The organism is Microbacterium sp. NPDC089695, assembly GCF_044749085.1.
In the GTDB taxonomy this organism is placed as follows: Bacteria; Actinomycetota; Actinomycetes; order Actinomycetales; family Microbacteriaceae; genus Microbacterium.
The window spans coordinates 103,105-119,232 of the sequence record NZ_JBIVHG010000003.1 but is presented as its reverse complement, the minus strand read 5'-3'; the positions used below and the strand labels follow the sequence as shown (position 1 = coordinate 119,232).

The window sequence follows — 16,128 nt, the reverse complement described above, 5'->3', positions numbered from 1 at the left end:
TTGACCATCTCCACCACCAAGAAGCTGCTCGGCGCCACCATCGCCGCCGGCGTCGTCTTCGCTCTCGCCGGCTGCGGCCAGGCTCCGGCCGAGTCCGGCGGCAACGGAGGCGGCGACGCCGCATCCGACTTCCTGCCCTGCCTCGTCTCCGACGCCGGCGGCTGGAACGACAAGTCGTTCAACCAGTCCGCCAAGGAGGGCATGGACCGCGCAGCGGACACCCTCGGCGTGAAGCCGCTCGAGTTCGAGTCGGCGAACGACAACGACTACGCGCCGAACCTCGAGACCGCGGTCTCCGAGGGCTGCTCGCTCATCGTCTCGGTCGGCTTCAAGCTCTCGGCCGCGACCGTCGAGTCCGCTCTCGCGAACCCGGAGATCGACTACGCGATCATCGACGACTACGCCGACAACGACTTCGACGGCACGACCGACGCGCCGAACATCAAGCCTCTCGTGTTCGACACGGCACAGGCGGCGTACCTCGGTGGGTACGCCTCGGCCGCATGGTCCGCCGCGAGCGGTGTGAACAAGGTCGGCACCTTCGGCGGCATGCAGATCCCGTCGGTCGCCGTGTTCATGGACGGCTTCGAGCTCGGCGTCGAGAAGTACAACGAGGACAAGTCGGCAGCCGTGCAGGTCTTCGGCTGGGACGTCGCGACGCAGGAGGGCTCCTTCACGGGCGGCTTCGACGCGAACGACACGGCCAAGCAGACCGCGCAGGGCGTGCTCGACCAGGGCGTCGACGTCATCCTCCCGGTCGGCGGTCCGATCTACCAGAGCGCTGCGGCCGCCATCAAGGACAGCGGCAAGGACACCCTCATGGTCGGTGTCGACAGCGACCTCGCCGTCGCCGACGAGAGCGTCGCCGACGTCACTCTCTTCTCGATCATGAAGGCGATCGACGTGGCCGTCGAGGACGCGACCATCGCGGCCTCCGAGGGCGACTTCGACCCGGCACCCTACGTGGGCACGCTCGAGAACGAGGGCGTCAAGCTCTCGGGCTTCGGCTCGTTCGAGTCGCAGCTGCCCGACGGGCTGCTCGACGAGATCGCTGCCCTGCAGGAGCAGATCATCGCCGGTGACATCACGGTGGAGTCCCCGAACTCCCCGTAAGTCGCAGCAGGTCCAGGGCGGGGCGAGTGGAGCAAGCGGCCACTCGCCCCGCGCCGTGGACGGACCACCGTCCCCGGGCGCGCGGAACTCGCACCGACGCGCCCGAGACTCTACGGACACTTCTGGATAAGGTGCAGATATGAAGCTCGAACTTCGCGGCATCACCAAGCGATTCGGTAGCCTCGTGGCCAACGACCACATCGATCTGGTGGTCGAGCCGGGGCAGATCCACGCTCTGCTCGGTGAGAACGGCGCAGGCAAGTCCACGCTCATGAACGTCCTCTACGGCCTCTATCAGGCCGACGAGGGGGAGATCCTCCTCGACGACGTCGTGCAGCGCTTCCGCGGTCCCGGCGACGCCATGAACGCCGGCATCGGCATGGTGCACCAGCACTTCATGCTGGTCCCCGTCTTCACGGTCGCCGAGAACGTCATGCTCGGCCACGAGCAGACCAAGGGCGTCGGACGCCTGGACATCGCGAAGGCCCGACAGCACGTGCGCGACGTCGCCGCGCGCTTCGGCTTCGACATCGACCCGGACGCCATCGTCGGCGACCTCCCGGTCGGCGTCCAGCAGCGCGTCGAGATCATCAAGGCTCTGTCGCGCGACGCGAAGGTGCTCGTGTTCGACGAGCCGACGGCCGTGCTGACGCCGCAGGAGACGGACGAGCTCATGGGCATCATGCGGCAGCTCCGTGCGGAGGGCACCGCGATCGTCTTCATCACCCACAAACTGCGAGAGGTCCGCGAGGTCGCGGACACCATCACCATCGTGCGCCTCGGCCGCATCGTCGGCGAGGCGTCGCCGACCGCGAGCAACGCCGAACTGGCCTCGCTCATGGTCGGTCGCGCGGTCGAGCTGACGGTGCAGAAGGATGCGCCGCGCCTGGGCGACGGCGGCCTCGAGATCGAGGGGCTGCGCGTGCTCACGCCCTCCGGAGCGATCGTCGTCGACGACGTCGACCTGACCGTGCGTCCCGGCGAGGTGCTCGCGATCGCGGGAGTGCAGGGCAACGGCCAGACCGAGCTCGTCGAGGCCATCGTCGGCCTCGCGGCCCGCGTCGAGGGATCGATCACGCTCGACGGCACGCAGCTCGTGGGTCGGAGCGTGCGCGCGATCCTCGACGCCGGCGTCGGGTTCGTGCCCGAGGACCGCAACGAGGACGGACTCGTCGGCGGCTTCTCGGTCGCCGAGAACCTCATCCTCGACCGCTCCGACGACGAGGCGTTCAGTCGAGCCGGCACGATCCGCCGAGCGGCGCTCGAGGAGTTCGCGAAGGAGCGGATCACCGAGTACGACATCCGCACGCAGGGACCGCACACCCCCGCGGGCACGCTGTCGGGCGGCAATCAGCAGAAGGTCGTGATCGCCCGGGAGATGAGCCGCGAGCTCCGACTCCTCGTCGCGGCGCAGCCCACGCGTGGCGTCGACGTCGGGTCGATCGAGTTCATCCACAAGCGCATCATCGAGACGCGCGACGCGGGCATCCCCGTCGTGGTCGTCTCCACCGAGCTCGACGAGGTCGCAGCTCTCGCAGACCGCATCGCGGTCATGTACCGAGGAACCATCGTCGGCATCGTGCCGGGCGACACCCCGCGTGAGACGCTGGGACTGATGATGGCGGGCGCCGCCGAAGGAGAGGCAGCCGCATGAGCGGGACCACACCCGGAGCCGAGGATGTCACGAAGGGTCTGCCCGCCGAGCAGCTCCCGCGTGCGATCGGACCGCTGATGGGCGACGTCCCTCCGCCGCCGCGCGGCAACGTCATCCTCAAGGAGATCCTGCGCGGCAGCGCCGTCTCGACGATCCTCGCGATCTTCCTCGCACTCGTCGTCGGCGGCATCCTCATCGCCTTCACGAACGAACGCGTGCAGGAGGCGTCCGGCTACTTCTTCGCCCGCCCCGGCGACACGATCGCGGCGGCGTGGCAGGCGGTCTACAACGGCTACGAGGCCCTCTTCCGGGGCGCGATCTTCAACGCGCGCGGCGCCGACTTCGCCGCCCAGATCCGCCCGCTCACCAACACGCTCGGCTTCGCCGCACCGCTCATCGCCGCGGGTCTCGGCGTCGCGCTGGCGTTCCGCGTCGGCCTGTTCAACATCGGCGCACGCGGACAGATGCTGTTCGGCGTCGGCATCGCCGGCCTGCTCACGTTCGGGCTCGACCTGCCGATCTGGCTGCACATCCCCGTGACGCTGATCGCCGGCATCGCCGGAGGTGCGCTGTGGGGTGCGATCGCCGGACTCATCAAGGCCAGGACCGGCGCGCACGAGGTGATCCTCACGATCATGCTCAACTACGTGGCGTACTACCTGCTGCTGTGGATGATCCGCACGCCCGGACTGCTGCAGAAGCCCGGTACGAACCAGGCGCTCGGCTCTCCCACTCCGGAGACGGCGCAGTTCCCCGAGCTGTTCGGACCGAAGTTCCCGCTGCTCGACCTCGGGTTCGTGATCGTGATCCTCGCGACGCTGCTCGTGTGGTGGCTGATCGAGCGGTCGTCGCTCGGCCTGCGCATGCGCGCCGTCGGCGAGAACCCGCACGCCGCGCGCGCCGCGGGCATCAGCGTGCAGCGCGTGTACGTGTACGCCATGCTGTTCGCGGGCGGTCTCGCCGGTCTCGCCGGCATGAACCAGCTGCAGGGCGCCGTCACCACCGGCATCACCGAGACCATCGACGCCGGCATCGGATTCGACGCGATCACGGTGGCGCTCCTCGGTCGCAGCCGTGCGTGGGGCACGTTCGCCGCCGGCATCCTCTTCGGAGCGCTCAAGGCCGGTTCGTTCTCGATGCAGGCGCAGGACATCCCGGTCGACATCGTGCTCGTCGTGCAGTCGCTCGTCGTGCTCTTCATCGCCGCGCCGCCGCTACTGCGCGCCGTGTTCTGCCTGCCGAAGTCCGACCTCGAGAAGGCGGCCAAGGCGAGAGCCAAGGCCGCGAAGAAGGCGGTGGCCGCATGATGTCGCTCGTCCAGACCGAAGCCGCTGACGGCACGGTGCAGCTCGCCACGGTGCGCGAGCGCCACCTCAAGGCGCCGATCGTCTTCGCCGCAGCCACCGTGCTCCTGGCGCTGCTGTTCCTGCTGGTGCCGCGCAGCGGAACGAGCTCGTTCCGTCTCAGCGACCAGTCGTCGGCGCTCGCGCTGCCCGACGTGGAGCTGCCCACCGGACCCACCATCTGGGTCGTCGTCGGCATCCTCGTCGTGCTCACGATCGCGGCGTTCCTGCGGGCCTGGAGCTACCGCAGGGCGTCGCTGTGGATCGCGGCCGGCTTCGGCGGCATCGCGGTCTTCGGCTTCCTGGTGTGGGCGGGAGCGGGCGGCCTCGTCCCCGTGACCAGCCTGCTGTTCGGCGCCGTGTCGCTGTCCGTCCCGCTCGTGTTCGGCGCCCTCGGCGGTGTGATCGGCGAGCGCGCCGGTGTCGTGAACGTCGCGATCGAGGGGCAACTGCTGCTCGGTGCATTCTCGGCGGCACTGCTGTCGAGCATCACGGGCAGCCCGTTCATCGGTCTGCTCGGCGCCATGATCGGCGGCGTGCTCGTCGCGAGCGTCCTCGCCGCCTTCGCGATCAAGTACCTCGTCGAGCAGGTCATCGTCGGCGTCGTGCTGAACGTGCTCGTGAGCGGTCTCACCGGCTTCCTCTACGGGGCGCTCCTGGCCCCGAACGAAGCCGAGCTGAACACGCCCGTGCGCTTCACCCGCATCGAGATCCCGGTGCTCAGCGACATCCCGATCATCGGGCCCGTGCTCTTCAACCAGACGTTCATCGTGTACCTCATGTTCATCACGGTCGCCGTGGTCGCGTGGGGGCTGTACCGCACGAAGTGGGGTCTGCGTCTGCGCGCGGTCGGCGAGCACCCGCAGGCCGCCGACACGGTCGGCATCAAGGTGAACTCGACTCGGTTCTGGAACGTCCTGCTCGCGGGTGCGATCGCCGGGATCGGCGGTGCGTACTTCACGCTCGTCTCCGTGCCTCAGTTCGGCAAGGACATGACGGCGGGTCTCGGCTTCATCGCCCTCGCCGCCGTGATCTTCGGGCGCTGGGATCCGATCCGCGCGACGCTCGCGGCGCTCCTGTTCGGGTTCGCGACGAACCTGCAGAACCTGCTGTCGATCCTGAAGACGCCGATCCCCGGCGAGTTCATGCTCATGCTGCCGTACGTGGTGACGCTGCTCGCGGTCGCCGGCTTCGCGGGACAGATCCGCGGACCTGCAGCGAGCGGCAAGCCGTACATCAAGTCCTGACACCCCGAGGAGTCGACAGCACATGACCGACATCGACTGGGACGAACTGCGCCAGGTCGCGATGGATGCCATGACCAAGGCGTACGCCCCCTACTCGCGCTACCGCGTGGGAGCGGCGGCGCTGGTCGGCGACGGCCGCATCGTGGCCGGCTGCAACGTCGAGAACGCCTCGTACGGCGTGACGCTGTGCGCCGAGTGCGCGCTGGTCGGCGACCTGCACATGTCGGGCGGCGGGCAGCTCGTCGCCTTCGTGTGCGTCAACAACGACGGACAGACCATCATGCCGTGCGGACGCTGCCGTCAGCTGCTGTTCGAGCACGCGATGCCCGGGATGCTGTTGGAGACCGTCTCCGGCATCCGCACGATCGACGAGGTGCTGCCCGACGCGTTCGGGCCGCGCGACCTGGAGGACGCCCGATGACCGTAGAGCCTTTCGACGCGGTGGACGTGATCCGCGCCAAGCGCGACGGGGGAGCGGTCGCCGAGCCGGCCCTGCGCTGGATGGTGGACGCGTACACCCGCGGCTACGTGTCGGACGCGCAGATGGCGTCGTTCGCGATGGCCGTGTTCCAGCGCGGCATGGAGCGCGACGAGATCCGCGTGCTCACGGATGCGATGATCTCGACGGGCGAGCGCATGAGTTTCGCGAGCCTGGGCAAGAAGACCGTCGACAAGCACTCGACCGGCGGCGTCGGCGACAAGATCACCCTCCCGCTCGCTCCGCTCGTGGCCGTGTTCGGCGTGGCCGTGCCGCAGCTGTCGGGCCGGGGGCTCGGGCACACCGGTGGCACGCTCGACAAGCTCGAGTCGATCCCCGGCTGGCGTGCGGCCCTCAGCAACGAGGAGATGTTCGCGCAGATGCAGAGCGATGTCGGCGCGGTCATCTGCGCCGCCGGCTCCGGGCTCGCGCCCGCCGACAAGAAGCTCTACGCGTTGCGCGACGTGACCGGAACGGTCGAGGCGATCCCGCTGATCGCGTCGAGCATCATGTCGAAGAAGATCGCGGAGGGCACCGACGCCCTGGTGCTCGACGTGAAGTTCGGCTCCGGCGCCTTCATGCAGGACATCGAGCGCGCCCGCGAGCTGGCCCGGACGATGGTCGCGCTCGGCACCGACTCGGGCGTCGCGACCACCGCGCTGCTCACCGACATGAACGTTCCCCTGGGCTTCGCGATCGGCAACGCGAACGAGGTCCGCGAGTCGGTCGAGGTGCTCGCCGGAGGCGGGCCCGCCGACGTGCGCGAGCTGACGGTGGCCCTGGCTCGCGAGATGCTCGCACTCGCCGGCCAGCCCGATGCCGACGTCGAGGCCGCCCTCGACGACGGGCGCGCGATGGACAGCTGGAAGGCGATGATCCGCGCGCAGGACGGCGATCCGGATGCCGTGCTCCCGACCGCCCGTGAGACGCACGTGGTCACGGCCCCGGCCGACGGCGTCGTCACCCGCATGGACGCGCTGCCCTTCGGTGTCGCGGCCTGGCGTCTGGGCGCCGGACGCGCACGCGCCGAGGATCCCGTGGTGTTCGAGGCCGGCATCGACCTGCACGCCAAGCCGGGCGATCGCGTCACCGCCGGCCAGCCGCTGTTCACGCTCTCGGCCGCCGACGAGGCGCGGTTCCCCCGCGCCTTGGAGGCCCTCGAGGGGTCGTGGGAGATCGGCGATCGGGCACCGGAGACGGGGCCGATCGTGCGCGAGCGCATCACGGCCTGAGCACATCGCGGATCGCACCCGGAGCGGTAGCCTGAGAGCTGCGGATCCGCGACCGAGAGGAACCCCCATGTCGATCGACGCGAACGGCGACGTCACCATCCAGGGAATGTCGCTGCGCGCCCTGCCGAAGGTGTCGCTGCACGACCACCTCGACGGCGCCGTGCGCCCCGCCACGATCATCGAACTCGCCGACGCGATCGGACTCGACGTGCCGGCGAGCGACCCTCGCGCGCTGGGGAGATGGTTCACGAAGACGAGCGACTCGGGGTCGCTCGTCGAGTACCTCAAAACCTTCGAGCTGACGACGGCGGTGATGCAGACCCGCGAGGGGCTCACCCGCATCGCTCGCGAGTTCGTCCAGGATCTCGCGAAGGACGGCGTGATCTACGGGGAGGTCCGCTGGGCACCCGAACAGCATCTCGCCCGCGGGCTCTCGCTCGAGCAGACCGTGGATGCCGTGCAGCAGGGCATCGAGGAGGGCGAGGACGCCGCTGACCGCGCCGGGCACAGCATCCGGGTCGGACAGCTCCTCACGGCGATGCGGCACACCGACCGCTCGCGCGAGATCGCAGAGCTCGCGGTGTCGTACCGAGGTCGGGGCGCGGTCGGCTTCGACATCGCCGGGCCCGAGGACGGCTTCCCGCCGTCGGACCACCGCGCGGCGTTCGACTACCTCGCCGAGAGCTTCTTCCCGGTCACGGTGCACGCCGGCGAGGCGGCCGGACTCGCGTCGATCCGCTCCGCACTGCTCGACGGCCGTGCGCTGCGCCTCGGACACGGCGTGCGGATCGCGGAGGACCTGCAGGTCGTCACCCAGGAGGGCGACGAGGTGCAGGTGCAGTTCGGCGATCTCGCGCGCTGGGTGCGCGACCGGGAGATCCCGCTCGAGCTGTCGCCGTCGTCGAACCTGCAGACCGGGGCCGTCGCGGCCTGGGGCAGGACGCTGGCCGACCATCCGTTCGATCTGCTCTATCAGCTCGGGTTCGCGGTGACCGTGAACGTCGACAACCGGACCATGAGCGGCACGTCCCTCACGCGCGAGCTCGCACTGCTCGTCGAGACGTTCGAGTACGACCTCGACGATCTCGAGTCCTTCCAGTTCAATGCCGCTGCGGGTGCCTTCCTGCCCGTCGAGGAGCGCGAGGAGCTCGTCGAGATGATCGCCGAGGGATTCGACGCCTGATCTGACCTGGCGATCGTCGCGGCTGGTCAGCGCTCAGGAAAGCCGGCGAAGAAGCCGACGAGCAGATCCGTGACCGCGACGTGCATGTCGTCGCGGGAGATCGTGGCCGTGCCGTCGCCCGCCTGCGCGCCGTAGTCGCCGAACGACGCGTGGGCGGCTCCGTCGATCTCGACGACCTCCGCGTCGTCCGGGAGGAGGTGTCGGGCGGCATCCACCTTCGCGGGCGTGGAGAGGCCGTCTTCGCTCCCCGAGATGCTGAGCACGGCCAGGTCGCTCGCCGACAGGTCGTCGGCGCAGTACGAACCGAACAGCACGAGCCCCTCGGCATCCGCGGCGAGCTGGCATGCCCGCACACCGCCGAGCGAATGCCCGCCCACGGCCCAGTCGTCGATGTCGGGCGCCGCGGACGTGAAGGCATCGAGCCCTCGCAGGTCGAAGAACGCGAGGTTCAGCCACGGATGCGTGATCACGACCGTGACGCCGTCGTCGGCGAGGCCCTGCAGGATCGACGCGTACGCCCACGGATCGACCTTCGCGCCGGGTACGAACACCAGACCGCGATCGGAGTCCCCGTCGGTCGGCGTCATCACGATGCCCTGCGGTGCGTCGTCGATGCGGATCGCAGGGTCGGCCCGCACCGCGGCGAGCGGTTCGGGCTCGGCGGCCATCACCCCGACCTGGCTCCAGACGAGGATGCCGCCCACGCCCAGCACGACGACGGCGAGAAGCCCCCAGAGCACGACCTTCCAGGCCCGGCGACGCCTCTTCTGCTGCATCTCCCCAGGCTACGTCCTCAGGCCGCGGCGCGGTGCCGCCTGCAGCGGTCGGGCGAGGGCGTCCTGCTCCTGTCGCACCGCCGCCCGATAGGCGTGGTTGTTGACGTAGTGCGCCATGCGATCGAGCGCGAGGTACCGGTATCCGCCCGTGACGTCGGGCCAGGGTGCGCCGACGACCCGGTCGCGGAATCGCGACGCCCGCTGCGGATCGTTCTCCACCGCGTCGAGATAGGACGCGAGGAGGTCGGCCTGTTCGTAGCGTCCCTGCCAGCCGATCCCGGATGCTTCGATCATGCCGACCACGTACAGTCCGTTGAACGACGCGGGGAACATGTTGAGGAACAGCCGCGGGGCGGCTCCTCGCCAGTGCAGGTGCTCACGCTCGACGAACGGGTAGTCCAGCGTGTAGCCGGTCGCGAGCAGCACGAGGTCGTAGTCGCCGCCGGACCCGTCGCGGAAGCGCACGCGGTTCCCGTCGAATCGTTCGACGTCGGCGCGGATGCGCAGGTCGCCCTGGCCCAGGTGGTTCAACACCATCGTGTTCACGATCGGGTGCGACTCGTAGATGCGGTAGTCGGGCTTCGGGAATCCGAACCGCTCCGGATCGCCCGTGAAGGCGCGCAGCACGCGGCTGTCGATCGCCTGCTTGAGGCGCGCGGGCAGCGGACGGCCCTGGTTGAGGGTGTCGCTGGGACGCCCGAACAGGTACCGCGGCACGAAGTAGTAGCCGCGCCGCACGCTCATGTCGACGGAGGTCGCATGGTGTACGGCATCCACCGCGATGTCGCATCCCGAGTTGCCCGCGCCGATCAGCAGCACTCGCTTGCCCGCCAGCTGCGACGGGGACTTGTAGGCGCTGGTGTGCAGGATCTCGCCGTCGAAGCGGCCGGGGAAGGTCGGGACGTGCGGTTCGGCGAGTGTTCCGTTCGCGAGCACGACGCCCGCGTACCACCGGGTCTGCTCACCGTCGGGCCCGGTACCGGTCACGTCCCAGCCGCCGTCTCGGGGCGTGAGACGGGTCACCCGCGTGCCGAACCGGAACAGGTCGGTGAGACCGAAGCGCTCGGCGTAGGCGCGGAAGTAGCGCAGCAGCACCCGGTGATCCGGGTAGTCGACGGTCGAGTCCATCGGGAACTCCGTGAACTCGGTGGTCGTGCGGGACGAGATCAGGTGAGCGGACTCGTACATCGTGCTGCGCGGGTTGTCGATGTCCCACAGCCCGCCCACGCCGTGCGAGGCCTCGTAGCCGTCGACATCGATCCCGCGGCGGGTCAGGGCGCGTGCGGCCGCGAGACCGGAAGGTCCTGCGCCGATCACGGCGTATCTGCTCATCCTGCTCCTCGCACGTCCTCGTGCCTCGCGCCGCCTCGTGCACACGTCGACGCCCCTGCCGATCGTATCGGCAGGGGCGTCGTGGCAGCAGTGGGCGCGGTCAGGCCCGCGATGCGGTCTGCCGGGACGCGACCGCATCGCGCACGGCCGGGAACAGCGGATGCTCGGGATCGAGCCCTGTCGTGCGCACCGTGAACGCGTGCGCGTCCTCCGCACGCAGCAGCTGCTGCAGCTCGACGGACTGCTCGTCCTCCGGATCCTCGAACTCGAGCGCGGCCGTGACGGCGCCGATCAGCGCGATCGTCGGCAGTCCTCGCTCGGCGGCCATCGCCGCGGGGCCGATGAAGCGCTCGTGCCGCGAGATCTTGCGCAGCGGCTGACGCCCCACCCGCTGCACGGTGTCGACCAGGGCGGGGTTGCGGAACCGCTCCAGGATCGTGGCGCGGTAGGCGGCGAGCTCGGCGGGGTCGAGTCCGTGCTCGGCGACGAGGACCGCCGAGGTCTCCTCGAGCGCAGCCGACACGCGGGCGGCGATGTCGGGATCGGCGAGCGCGTCGGAGATGCGCTCGATGCCGGCGCGCGCCCCGAAGTACGCGGTCGCCGCGTGACCGGTGTTGACCGTGAAGAGCTTGCGTTCGATGTACGGGCCCAGGTCGTCGACGAAGTGCGCACCCGGGATGCTCGGCAGATCGCCGCCGAACGCTCCCGACTCGATCGCCCACTCGAAGTACGGCTCGACCGTGACATCGACGCCGCCGTCGGCCGGCTGGCCCGGCACGATCCGGTCGACCGCGGTGTTCGCGAATACCGCGCGGGACAGCAGCTCTGCGGCATCCTCTCCCGCGGCCTTCTCGATCTCGGCGCGGAGGGTGTCGGTCGCGCCGATCGCGTTCTCGCAGGCCATGACCTGCAGGGGTGCCGCGTCGGGGGAGCGGCGGGCGAGCCCCGCGACGATCGTCGGTGCGACGAAACGCAGCACGGTCGGACCGACCGCAGTCGTGACGACGTCCGCCGTAGCGACCTCCGCAGCGACCCCTTCGGGGTCGTTCTTGCTGTTCACGGCGCGGAAACCCGTCACGACGTGATCGGAGCCACCGGGGCCGGCTTCGTGCACGGTGTACGAGTCGACCGCGTTGATCGCGTCGACCAGCGCGTCCGCGACGTCGGAGAACACGACCTCGTAGCCGCCTTCGTGCAGCAGCAGTCCCACGAATCCACGTCCGATGTTGCCCGCGCCGAAATGCACGGCCTTCCGGGGTGCGGGAGAGCTCATCAGGAGTTCACGTCCGCGAGCAGTGCGAACAGCTCGTCGGGCGTCTGCGCGGCGTTGAGCTTCGCGACGTCGTCCTCGTCGGAGAAGAGGATCGCGATCTGCGACAGGATCTCCAGGTGCTCGTCGCCGCGTCCGGCGATGCCGATCACGAACGTCGCCTGCTCGCCCGCCCAATCCACGCCGCCGTCGTAGCGGACGACCGAGAGCGCGGAGCCGAGGATCGCGTCCTTGGTCTCGTTCGTGCCGTGCGGGATCGCCAGGCCGTTGCCCATGTAGGTCGACACCGTCTCCTCGCGCTGACGCATCGCGTCGACGTAAGCGGGGGTGACGGCGCCGGCCGACACGAGGATGTCGGTGGCCTCCTGCAGAGCGGCCTCCTGCGTGCTGGAGCCGGAGTGGATGCGGACCTGGCCGAGGGTGAGGACGCCCATGGTGATTCCTTTCGGGTTCTGCGGATGTGGGGGCGGGGCGGATGCCGTGGCACCCGCCCCGCCCGGTCTGTCACTCGCCGGATTCGCGCTGCTCGCGCACCATCTCGACGACTTCTTCATACTGCGGTGCGTTCATGAAGTTGTCCACGGACACGTGCACCGAGTTCGGCGACTTCGAGCGCGCCCGATCCGTGAGCTGCTGCTGCGTGATCACGAGGTCGGCCGTGCCGTCGAGATTCGCGATGGCCTGGTTGGTGACCTTCACGTCCTCGATGCCCGCCTTCTTGAACTTGTTGCGCAGGACACTCGCGCCCATCGCGGACGACCCCATACCGGCGTCGCAGGCGAACACGATGTTCTGGATCGGCGTCGTGGCGACCGCGGTCGCCGTCGTCGCCGCCGCACCCGCGGTGCCGGATGCCGACGAGGCACGGAGGGCGTCCATCGCGGCGGAGGACTTGCCCTTGTTCGCCTCGGTCTGCGCGATCGCCGCGCCGAACGTGTCGCCCTCGGCCTCGAGATCGCGCTTGCGCGAGGCGCGCAGGATCACCGCGGTGATGAGGAACGTGACGACGGCCGCGATGACCACCGACAGGTACACGGTGAGGAGGTTGCCGACGCCGCCGCCGACCGCCGCAGCGGTCACGGCGATGATGCTGCCGGGAGCAGCCGGGAAGCCGAGGCCGCCGCCGAGCACCATGTTCGTCGTGACACCGGCCGCTCCACCCGCGATGAGCGCGAGGATCGTGGTCGGCTTGCTAAGCGCGTACGGGAAGTAGATCTCGTGAATGCCGCCGAAGAACTGGATGATCGCAGCTCCCGGTGCCGAGGCCTTGGCCGCACCGACGCCGAAGAACGTGAACGCGAGGAGCAGGCCGATGCCGGGTCCGGGGTTCGCCTCGATGAGGAACAGGATCGACTTGCCGGTCTCCGAGGCCTGCTCGATGCCGAGCGGGGTGAAGACGCCGTGGTTGATGGCGTTGTTGAGGAACAGCACCTTCGCGGGCTCGACGATGATCGAGACCAGCGGCAGCAGGTTCAGGGAGACGAGCCAGTCGACGGCTGCACCGAGCACCGCGCTGACGCCGAGCATGACGGGGCCGAAGGCGAAGAAGCCGACGATCGCGAGGATCATGCCGAGGATTCCGGCGGAGAAGTTGTTCACCAGCATCTCGAAGCCGGGGCGGATCTTGCCGTCCCACAGCTTGTCCATCTGCTTGGTGATCCAGGCCGCGATCGGGCCCATGATCATGGCGCCGAGGAACATCGGGATGTTCGTGCCGACGATGACACCCATGGTCGCGATCGTCGCGACCACGCCGCCGCGCTCGCCGTAGACCATGCGGCCGGCGGTGTTGGCGATCAGCAGCGGCAGCAGGTAGGTGACCATCGGGCCGACGAGGCCGACGTACGCGAAGAAGTTGCCCCCGTCGCCTTCCGCGAGGGCGGTCATGGCGCCGTTCCAGCCGATCGTGGCCGAGTCGCCGCCGCCGCCGATGATCTCGGCGACAGGGGCCCAGTGCCACCCGAAGGGGCTGTTCGCGCCGAAGAACCCGGCGGGGATGAACAGCATGGTGATGAAGCCCCACGCGATGAACGCCGCGATGTTGGGCATGATCATTCCGGACAGGAACGTGCCGAAGCGCTGCACGCCTGTTCGGAGGCCGCCCGATTTCGTCGCGGCCGGTGACGTCGTCGTCATGATGTCGTCTCTTTCTGGTGAGGGAGTGTCGCTGTGGCTTCGACCACGGCGTGGCGCGCACCGGCGGCGTCGTCGGCCGCCAGTGCCAGTTCGGCGAGGCTGCGGGCCTCGTCGAGAGTCCGTGCGGACAGGGTCTGGCGCACGTCCGCCAGGGCGGACGGTGCCATGGAGAGGCTCGTCGCGCCGAGGCCGACGAGCACGACGGCGAGCAGCGGGTCTGCTGCCGCCTCGCCGCAGATGCCGACGGGCTTGCCGAGACGGGCGCCCGCGGCGCCCACCTCCCGGACCAGGCGCAGCACGGCGGGGTGCCACGGGTCCTGGAATCCGGCGACCGATCCGAGGAGGCGGTCTGCGGCCATCGTGTACTGCGTGAGGTCGTTGGTGCCGATCGATGCGAAGTCCGCGTGGGCGAGCACGCGATCGGCGAGGAGGGCGCTGGACGGGACCTCGACCATGACGCCCGCGGTCTTCAGGCCGTATTCACGGGCGAGGGCCGTGAAGTAGGCTGTCTCCTCGACCGTGGCGACCATGGGTGCCATGACCCAGAGCTCGGCCTCGGTCGCGGCATCCGCCTCGGCGAGGGCCGTGAGCTGCTCGCGCAGGATGTCCTCGCTCGCGCGGAGCGCGCGGAGTCCGCGCAGACCCAGAGCCGGGTTCTCCTCGTGGGCGTCGTTGAGGAAGGCGAGCGGCTTGTCGGCACCGGCGTCGAGCATGCGCACGACGACCTTCTTGCCCGGGAAGGCCGCCAGGAGCTCCTGGTACGCCTCGCGCTGCTGCGCCACGGTAGGCGCCTGTGCGGAGGAGAGGAAAAGGAACTCGGTGCGGAACAGCCCGACGCCCTCGGCCCCACGTGCGACGGCATCGGATGCGTCAGCGGGCTTTCCCAGGTTCGCCAGCAGCGGGATCAGCGTGCCGTCGGCGAGGGCGCCGGGTGTCAGGGGAGCGGCGTCCGCAGAGCGGCGGGCCGCGGCGCGCTGCTCTGCGCGCTCCTTCTCGTCGTCGGTCGGATCGACCGTCACGATGCCGGCGGCGGCATCGACGATGACGCCGCGACCCGTCTCCAGCTCGGATGCCGCGGCGGCACCGACGATCGCGACGATGCCCTTCTCGCGGGCGAGGATCGCGGTGTGCGAGGTGGGACCGCCGTCGAACGTGACGAGCGCCAGGACCTGGTCGAGGTTCAGCAGTGCCGTGTCGGCGGGCGCGAGATCACGGGCGACGAGCACGAACGGGTGACCGGGGTCGGGCACGCCCGGCGCCTCCACGCCGCGCAGGCGGGCGAGCACCCGCTGTGCGATGTCGTCGAGGTCTGCGGCGCGCTCGCCGAGGTAGCCGCCGACGGCTTCGAGCGTCGCCCGGAAACCGGCGAACGCGTCATGAACGGCCCATTCGGCGGTCGCGCCGTCATCGATACGGGAGTCGACCTCGTCCTGCAGGGTCGGGTCCTCCGCGATCATCGCCTGCGCCTCGAGCACCTCCTGTGCCGACCCTCCGGCCGTCTCGCCGCGGGCCGTGAGCTCCTGGGCTACGGCGGCGATGGCCTCGCGGACGCGGGAGCGCTCGGCATCCGCGCCCTGGGCGCTCGGCGTGTTCTCGGGCGCGGGCAGCGCCTCGGTCATCCGGACGACCGGGCCCTGGGCGACGCCGAGTCCGATCCCCACTCCTCGCAGTTCGCTCATGCGCCGTCCTGGTCGTGGTCGGTGGTGAGGAGCTCGGTGAGCGTGTCGAGCACGGTCTCGGCGTTGTCGCCGTCCGCCGTGAGCGTGACGTAGTCGCCGTACTCGATCGCGAGCGCGATGACGCCGAGGATGCTGGCCGCGTTGACCGCCTTGCCGGAGTCCTTGGCGATCGTGACGGGGATGCCCGAGTCCTTGGCCGCCTGTGCGAAGAGCTTGGCGGGCCGGGCGTGGAGTCCGTGGGAGGAGCCGATCCGAACGGTGCGTGAAACGGTCATGGTGTTCCTTTCGGGGTGTTCCTGACATCGATGATCGAGCGCGCGAAGGCGAGCGTGCGAGAGCCGTCCCGGTCGGCGAAGACGTCGTCGGGGAGCAGGGCGACCGGGGCGATGACCGCGTCGCGGAGCGCATCGAGACGCGGTGCCATGTGCGGGCCCAGCAGGACGAGGTCGTGGTCGCTGCCGATGAGGGACCCTTCGGTGCCGGCCGCAGCGTCCCAGTCGAGCCCGGCGTCGGCCGCGGCGCGACGGAGTCGCTGTGCGACGAACGTGCTCGACGCGCCCGCGCCGCACACAATGAGGATCCTCATCGATGCCACCTTTCCTGAGAACATTCTGAGAACAGGTGCGGGCCGGGTGCCAACACGTTCCTTTCCGCCCCTGCGGAATACCGGTTTCGGAGCGGGCCG

General features: G+C 69.7%; 15 protein-coding genes. 7 read left to right on the top strand and 8 right to left on the bottom strand.

All coding sequences use genetic code 11. From position 1 onward, the window contains the following. The 7 genes from ACIPYT_RS15160 to ACIPYT_RS15130 all read left to right on the top strand — a co-directional run bounded on the left by ACIPYT_RS15160 (position 1) and on the right by ACIPYT_RS15130 (position 8,250). A complete protein-coding gene (locus tag ACIPYT_RS15160) occupies positions 1-1,113 on the top strand; it encodes a BMP family protein (RefSeq protein ID WP_401076018.1) in 1,113 nt (370 codons plus the stop codon). Between the two features lie 139 nt (positions 1,114-1,252). Continuing rightward, positions 1,253-2,767 carry an ABC transporter ATP-binding protein gene (locus ACIPYT_RS15155; RefSeq protein WP_401076015.1) on the top strand — a complete coding sequence of 505 codons (1,515 nt, stop codon included), beginning with the start codon at positions 1,253-1,255 and terminating at the stop codon, positions 2,765-2,767. Beyond that, on the top strand, positions 2,764-4,074 hold the full coding sequence (locus tag ACIPYT_RS15150; RefSeq protein WP_401076012.1) for an ABC transporter permease: 1,311 nt from the start codon (positions 2,764-2,766) through the stop codon (positions 4,072-4,074). The genes ACIPYT_RS15155 and ACIPYT_RS15150 overlap by 4 nt, the downstream gene beginning before the upstream one ends. Then, positions 4,074-5,357: an ABC transporter permease gene (locus ACIPYT_RS15145; RefSeq protein ID WP_401076351.1), complete on the top strand. Its 1,284-nt coding sequence runs from the start codon at positions 4,074-4,076 to the stop codon at positions 5,355-5,357. The genes ACIPYT_RS15150 and ACIPYT_RS15145 overlap by 1 nt, the downstream gene beginning before the upstream one ends. A gap of 22 nt (positions 5,358-5,379) precedes the next feature. Next, positions 5,380-5,778 carry a cytidine deaminase gene (locus ACIPYT_RS15140; RefSeq protein ID WP_401076009.1) on the top strand — a complete coding sequence of 133 codons (399 nt, stop codon included), beginning with the start codon at positions 5,380-5,382 and terminating at the stop codon, positions 5,776-5,778. After that, on the top strand, positions 5,775-7,067 hold the full coding sequence (locus ACIPYT_RS15135) for a thymidine phosphorylase (protein ID WP_401076007.1): 1,293 nt from the start codon (positions 5,775-5,777) through the stop codon (positions 7,065-7,067). Before ACIPYT_RS15140 ends, ACIPYT_RS15135 begins: the two co-directional genes overlap by 4 nt. Before the next feature lie 67 nt (positions 7,068-7,134). Further along, positions 7,135-8,250 (top strand): adenosine deaminase, encoded by a 1,116-nt coding sequence (locus tag ACIPYT_RS15130; RefSeq protein ID WP_401076004.1) that lies wholly within the window; start codon positions 7,135-7,137, stop codon positions 8,248-8,250. A gap of 26 nt (positions 8,251-8,276) precedes the next feature. On the opposite strand, the gene ACIPYT_RS15125 is transcribed toward ACIPYT_RS15130, so the two are convergent. From ACIPYT_RS15125 to ACIPYT_RS15090, 8 genes are all read right to left on the bottom strand, one after another. Further along, positions 8,277-9,026, bottom strand: a complete 750-nt coding sequence (locus tag ACIPYT_RS15125; protein WP_401076001.1) for an alpha/beta hydrolase — start codon at positions 9,024-9,026, stop codon at positions 8,277-8,279. A gap of 9 nt (positions 9,027-9,035) precedes the next feature. Next, positions 9,036-10,358 carry a flavin-containing monooxygenase gene (locus ACIPYT_RS15120; protein ID WP_401075998.1) on the bottom strand — a complete coding sequence of 441 codons (1,323 nt, stop codon included), beginning with the start codon at positions 10,356-10,358 and terminating at the stop codon, positions 9,036-9,038. Between the two features lie 100 nt (positions 10,359-10,458). Next, positions 10,459-11,631, bottom strand: coding sequence for a mannitol-1-phosphate 5-dehydrogenase (locus tag ACIPYT_RS15115; protein WP_401075995.1), 1,173 nt, complete (start codon positions 11,629-11,631; stop codon positions 10,459-10,461). After that, a complete protein-coding gene (locus ACIPYT_RS15110) occupies positions 11,631-12,062 on the bottom strand; it encodes a PTS sugar transporter subunit IIA (RefSeq protein WP_363370073.1) in 432 nt (143 codons plus the stop codon). The genes ACIPYT_RS15115 and ACIPYT_RS15110 overlap by 1 nt, the downstream gene beginning before the upstream one ends. A gap of 70 nt (positions 12,063-12,132) precedes the next feature. After that, positions 12,133-13,764, bottom strand: a complete 1,632-nt coding sequence (locus tag ACIPYT_RS15105; protein ID WP_401075989.1) for a PTS mannitol transporter subunit IICB — start codon at positions 13,762-13,764, stop codon at positions 12,133-12,135. Further along, a complete protein-coding gene (ptsP, locus tag ACIPYT_RS15100) occupies positions 13,761-15,443 on the bottom strand; it encodes a phosphoenolpyruvate--protein phosphotransferase (protein ID WP_401075987.1) in 1,683 nt (560 codons plus the stop codon). Before ptsP ends, ACIPYT_RS15105 begins: the two co-directional genes overlap by 4 nt. Then, positions 15,440-15,718 carry an HPr family phosphocarrier protein gene (locus tag ACIPYT_RS15095; RefSeq protein WP_401075984.1) on the bottom strand — a complete coding sequence of 93 codons (279 nt, stop codon included), beginning with the start codon at positions 15,716-15,718 and terminating at the stop codon, positions 15,440-15,442. Before ACIPYT_RS15095 ends, ptsP begins: the two co-directional genes overlap by 4 nt. After that, positions 15,715-16,029 carry a PTS sugar transporter subunit IIB gene (locus ACIPYT_RS15090; protein ID WP_401075981.1) on the bottom strand — a complete coding sequence of 105 codons (315 nt, stop codon included), beginning with the start codon at positions 16,027-16,029 and terminating at the stop codon, positions 15,715-15,717. Before ACIPYT_RS15090 ends, ACIPYT_RS15095 begins: the two co-directional genes overlap by 4 nt. Positions 16,030-16,128 lie beyond the last annotated feature (99 nt).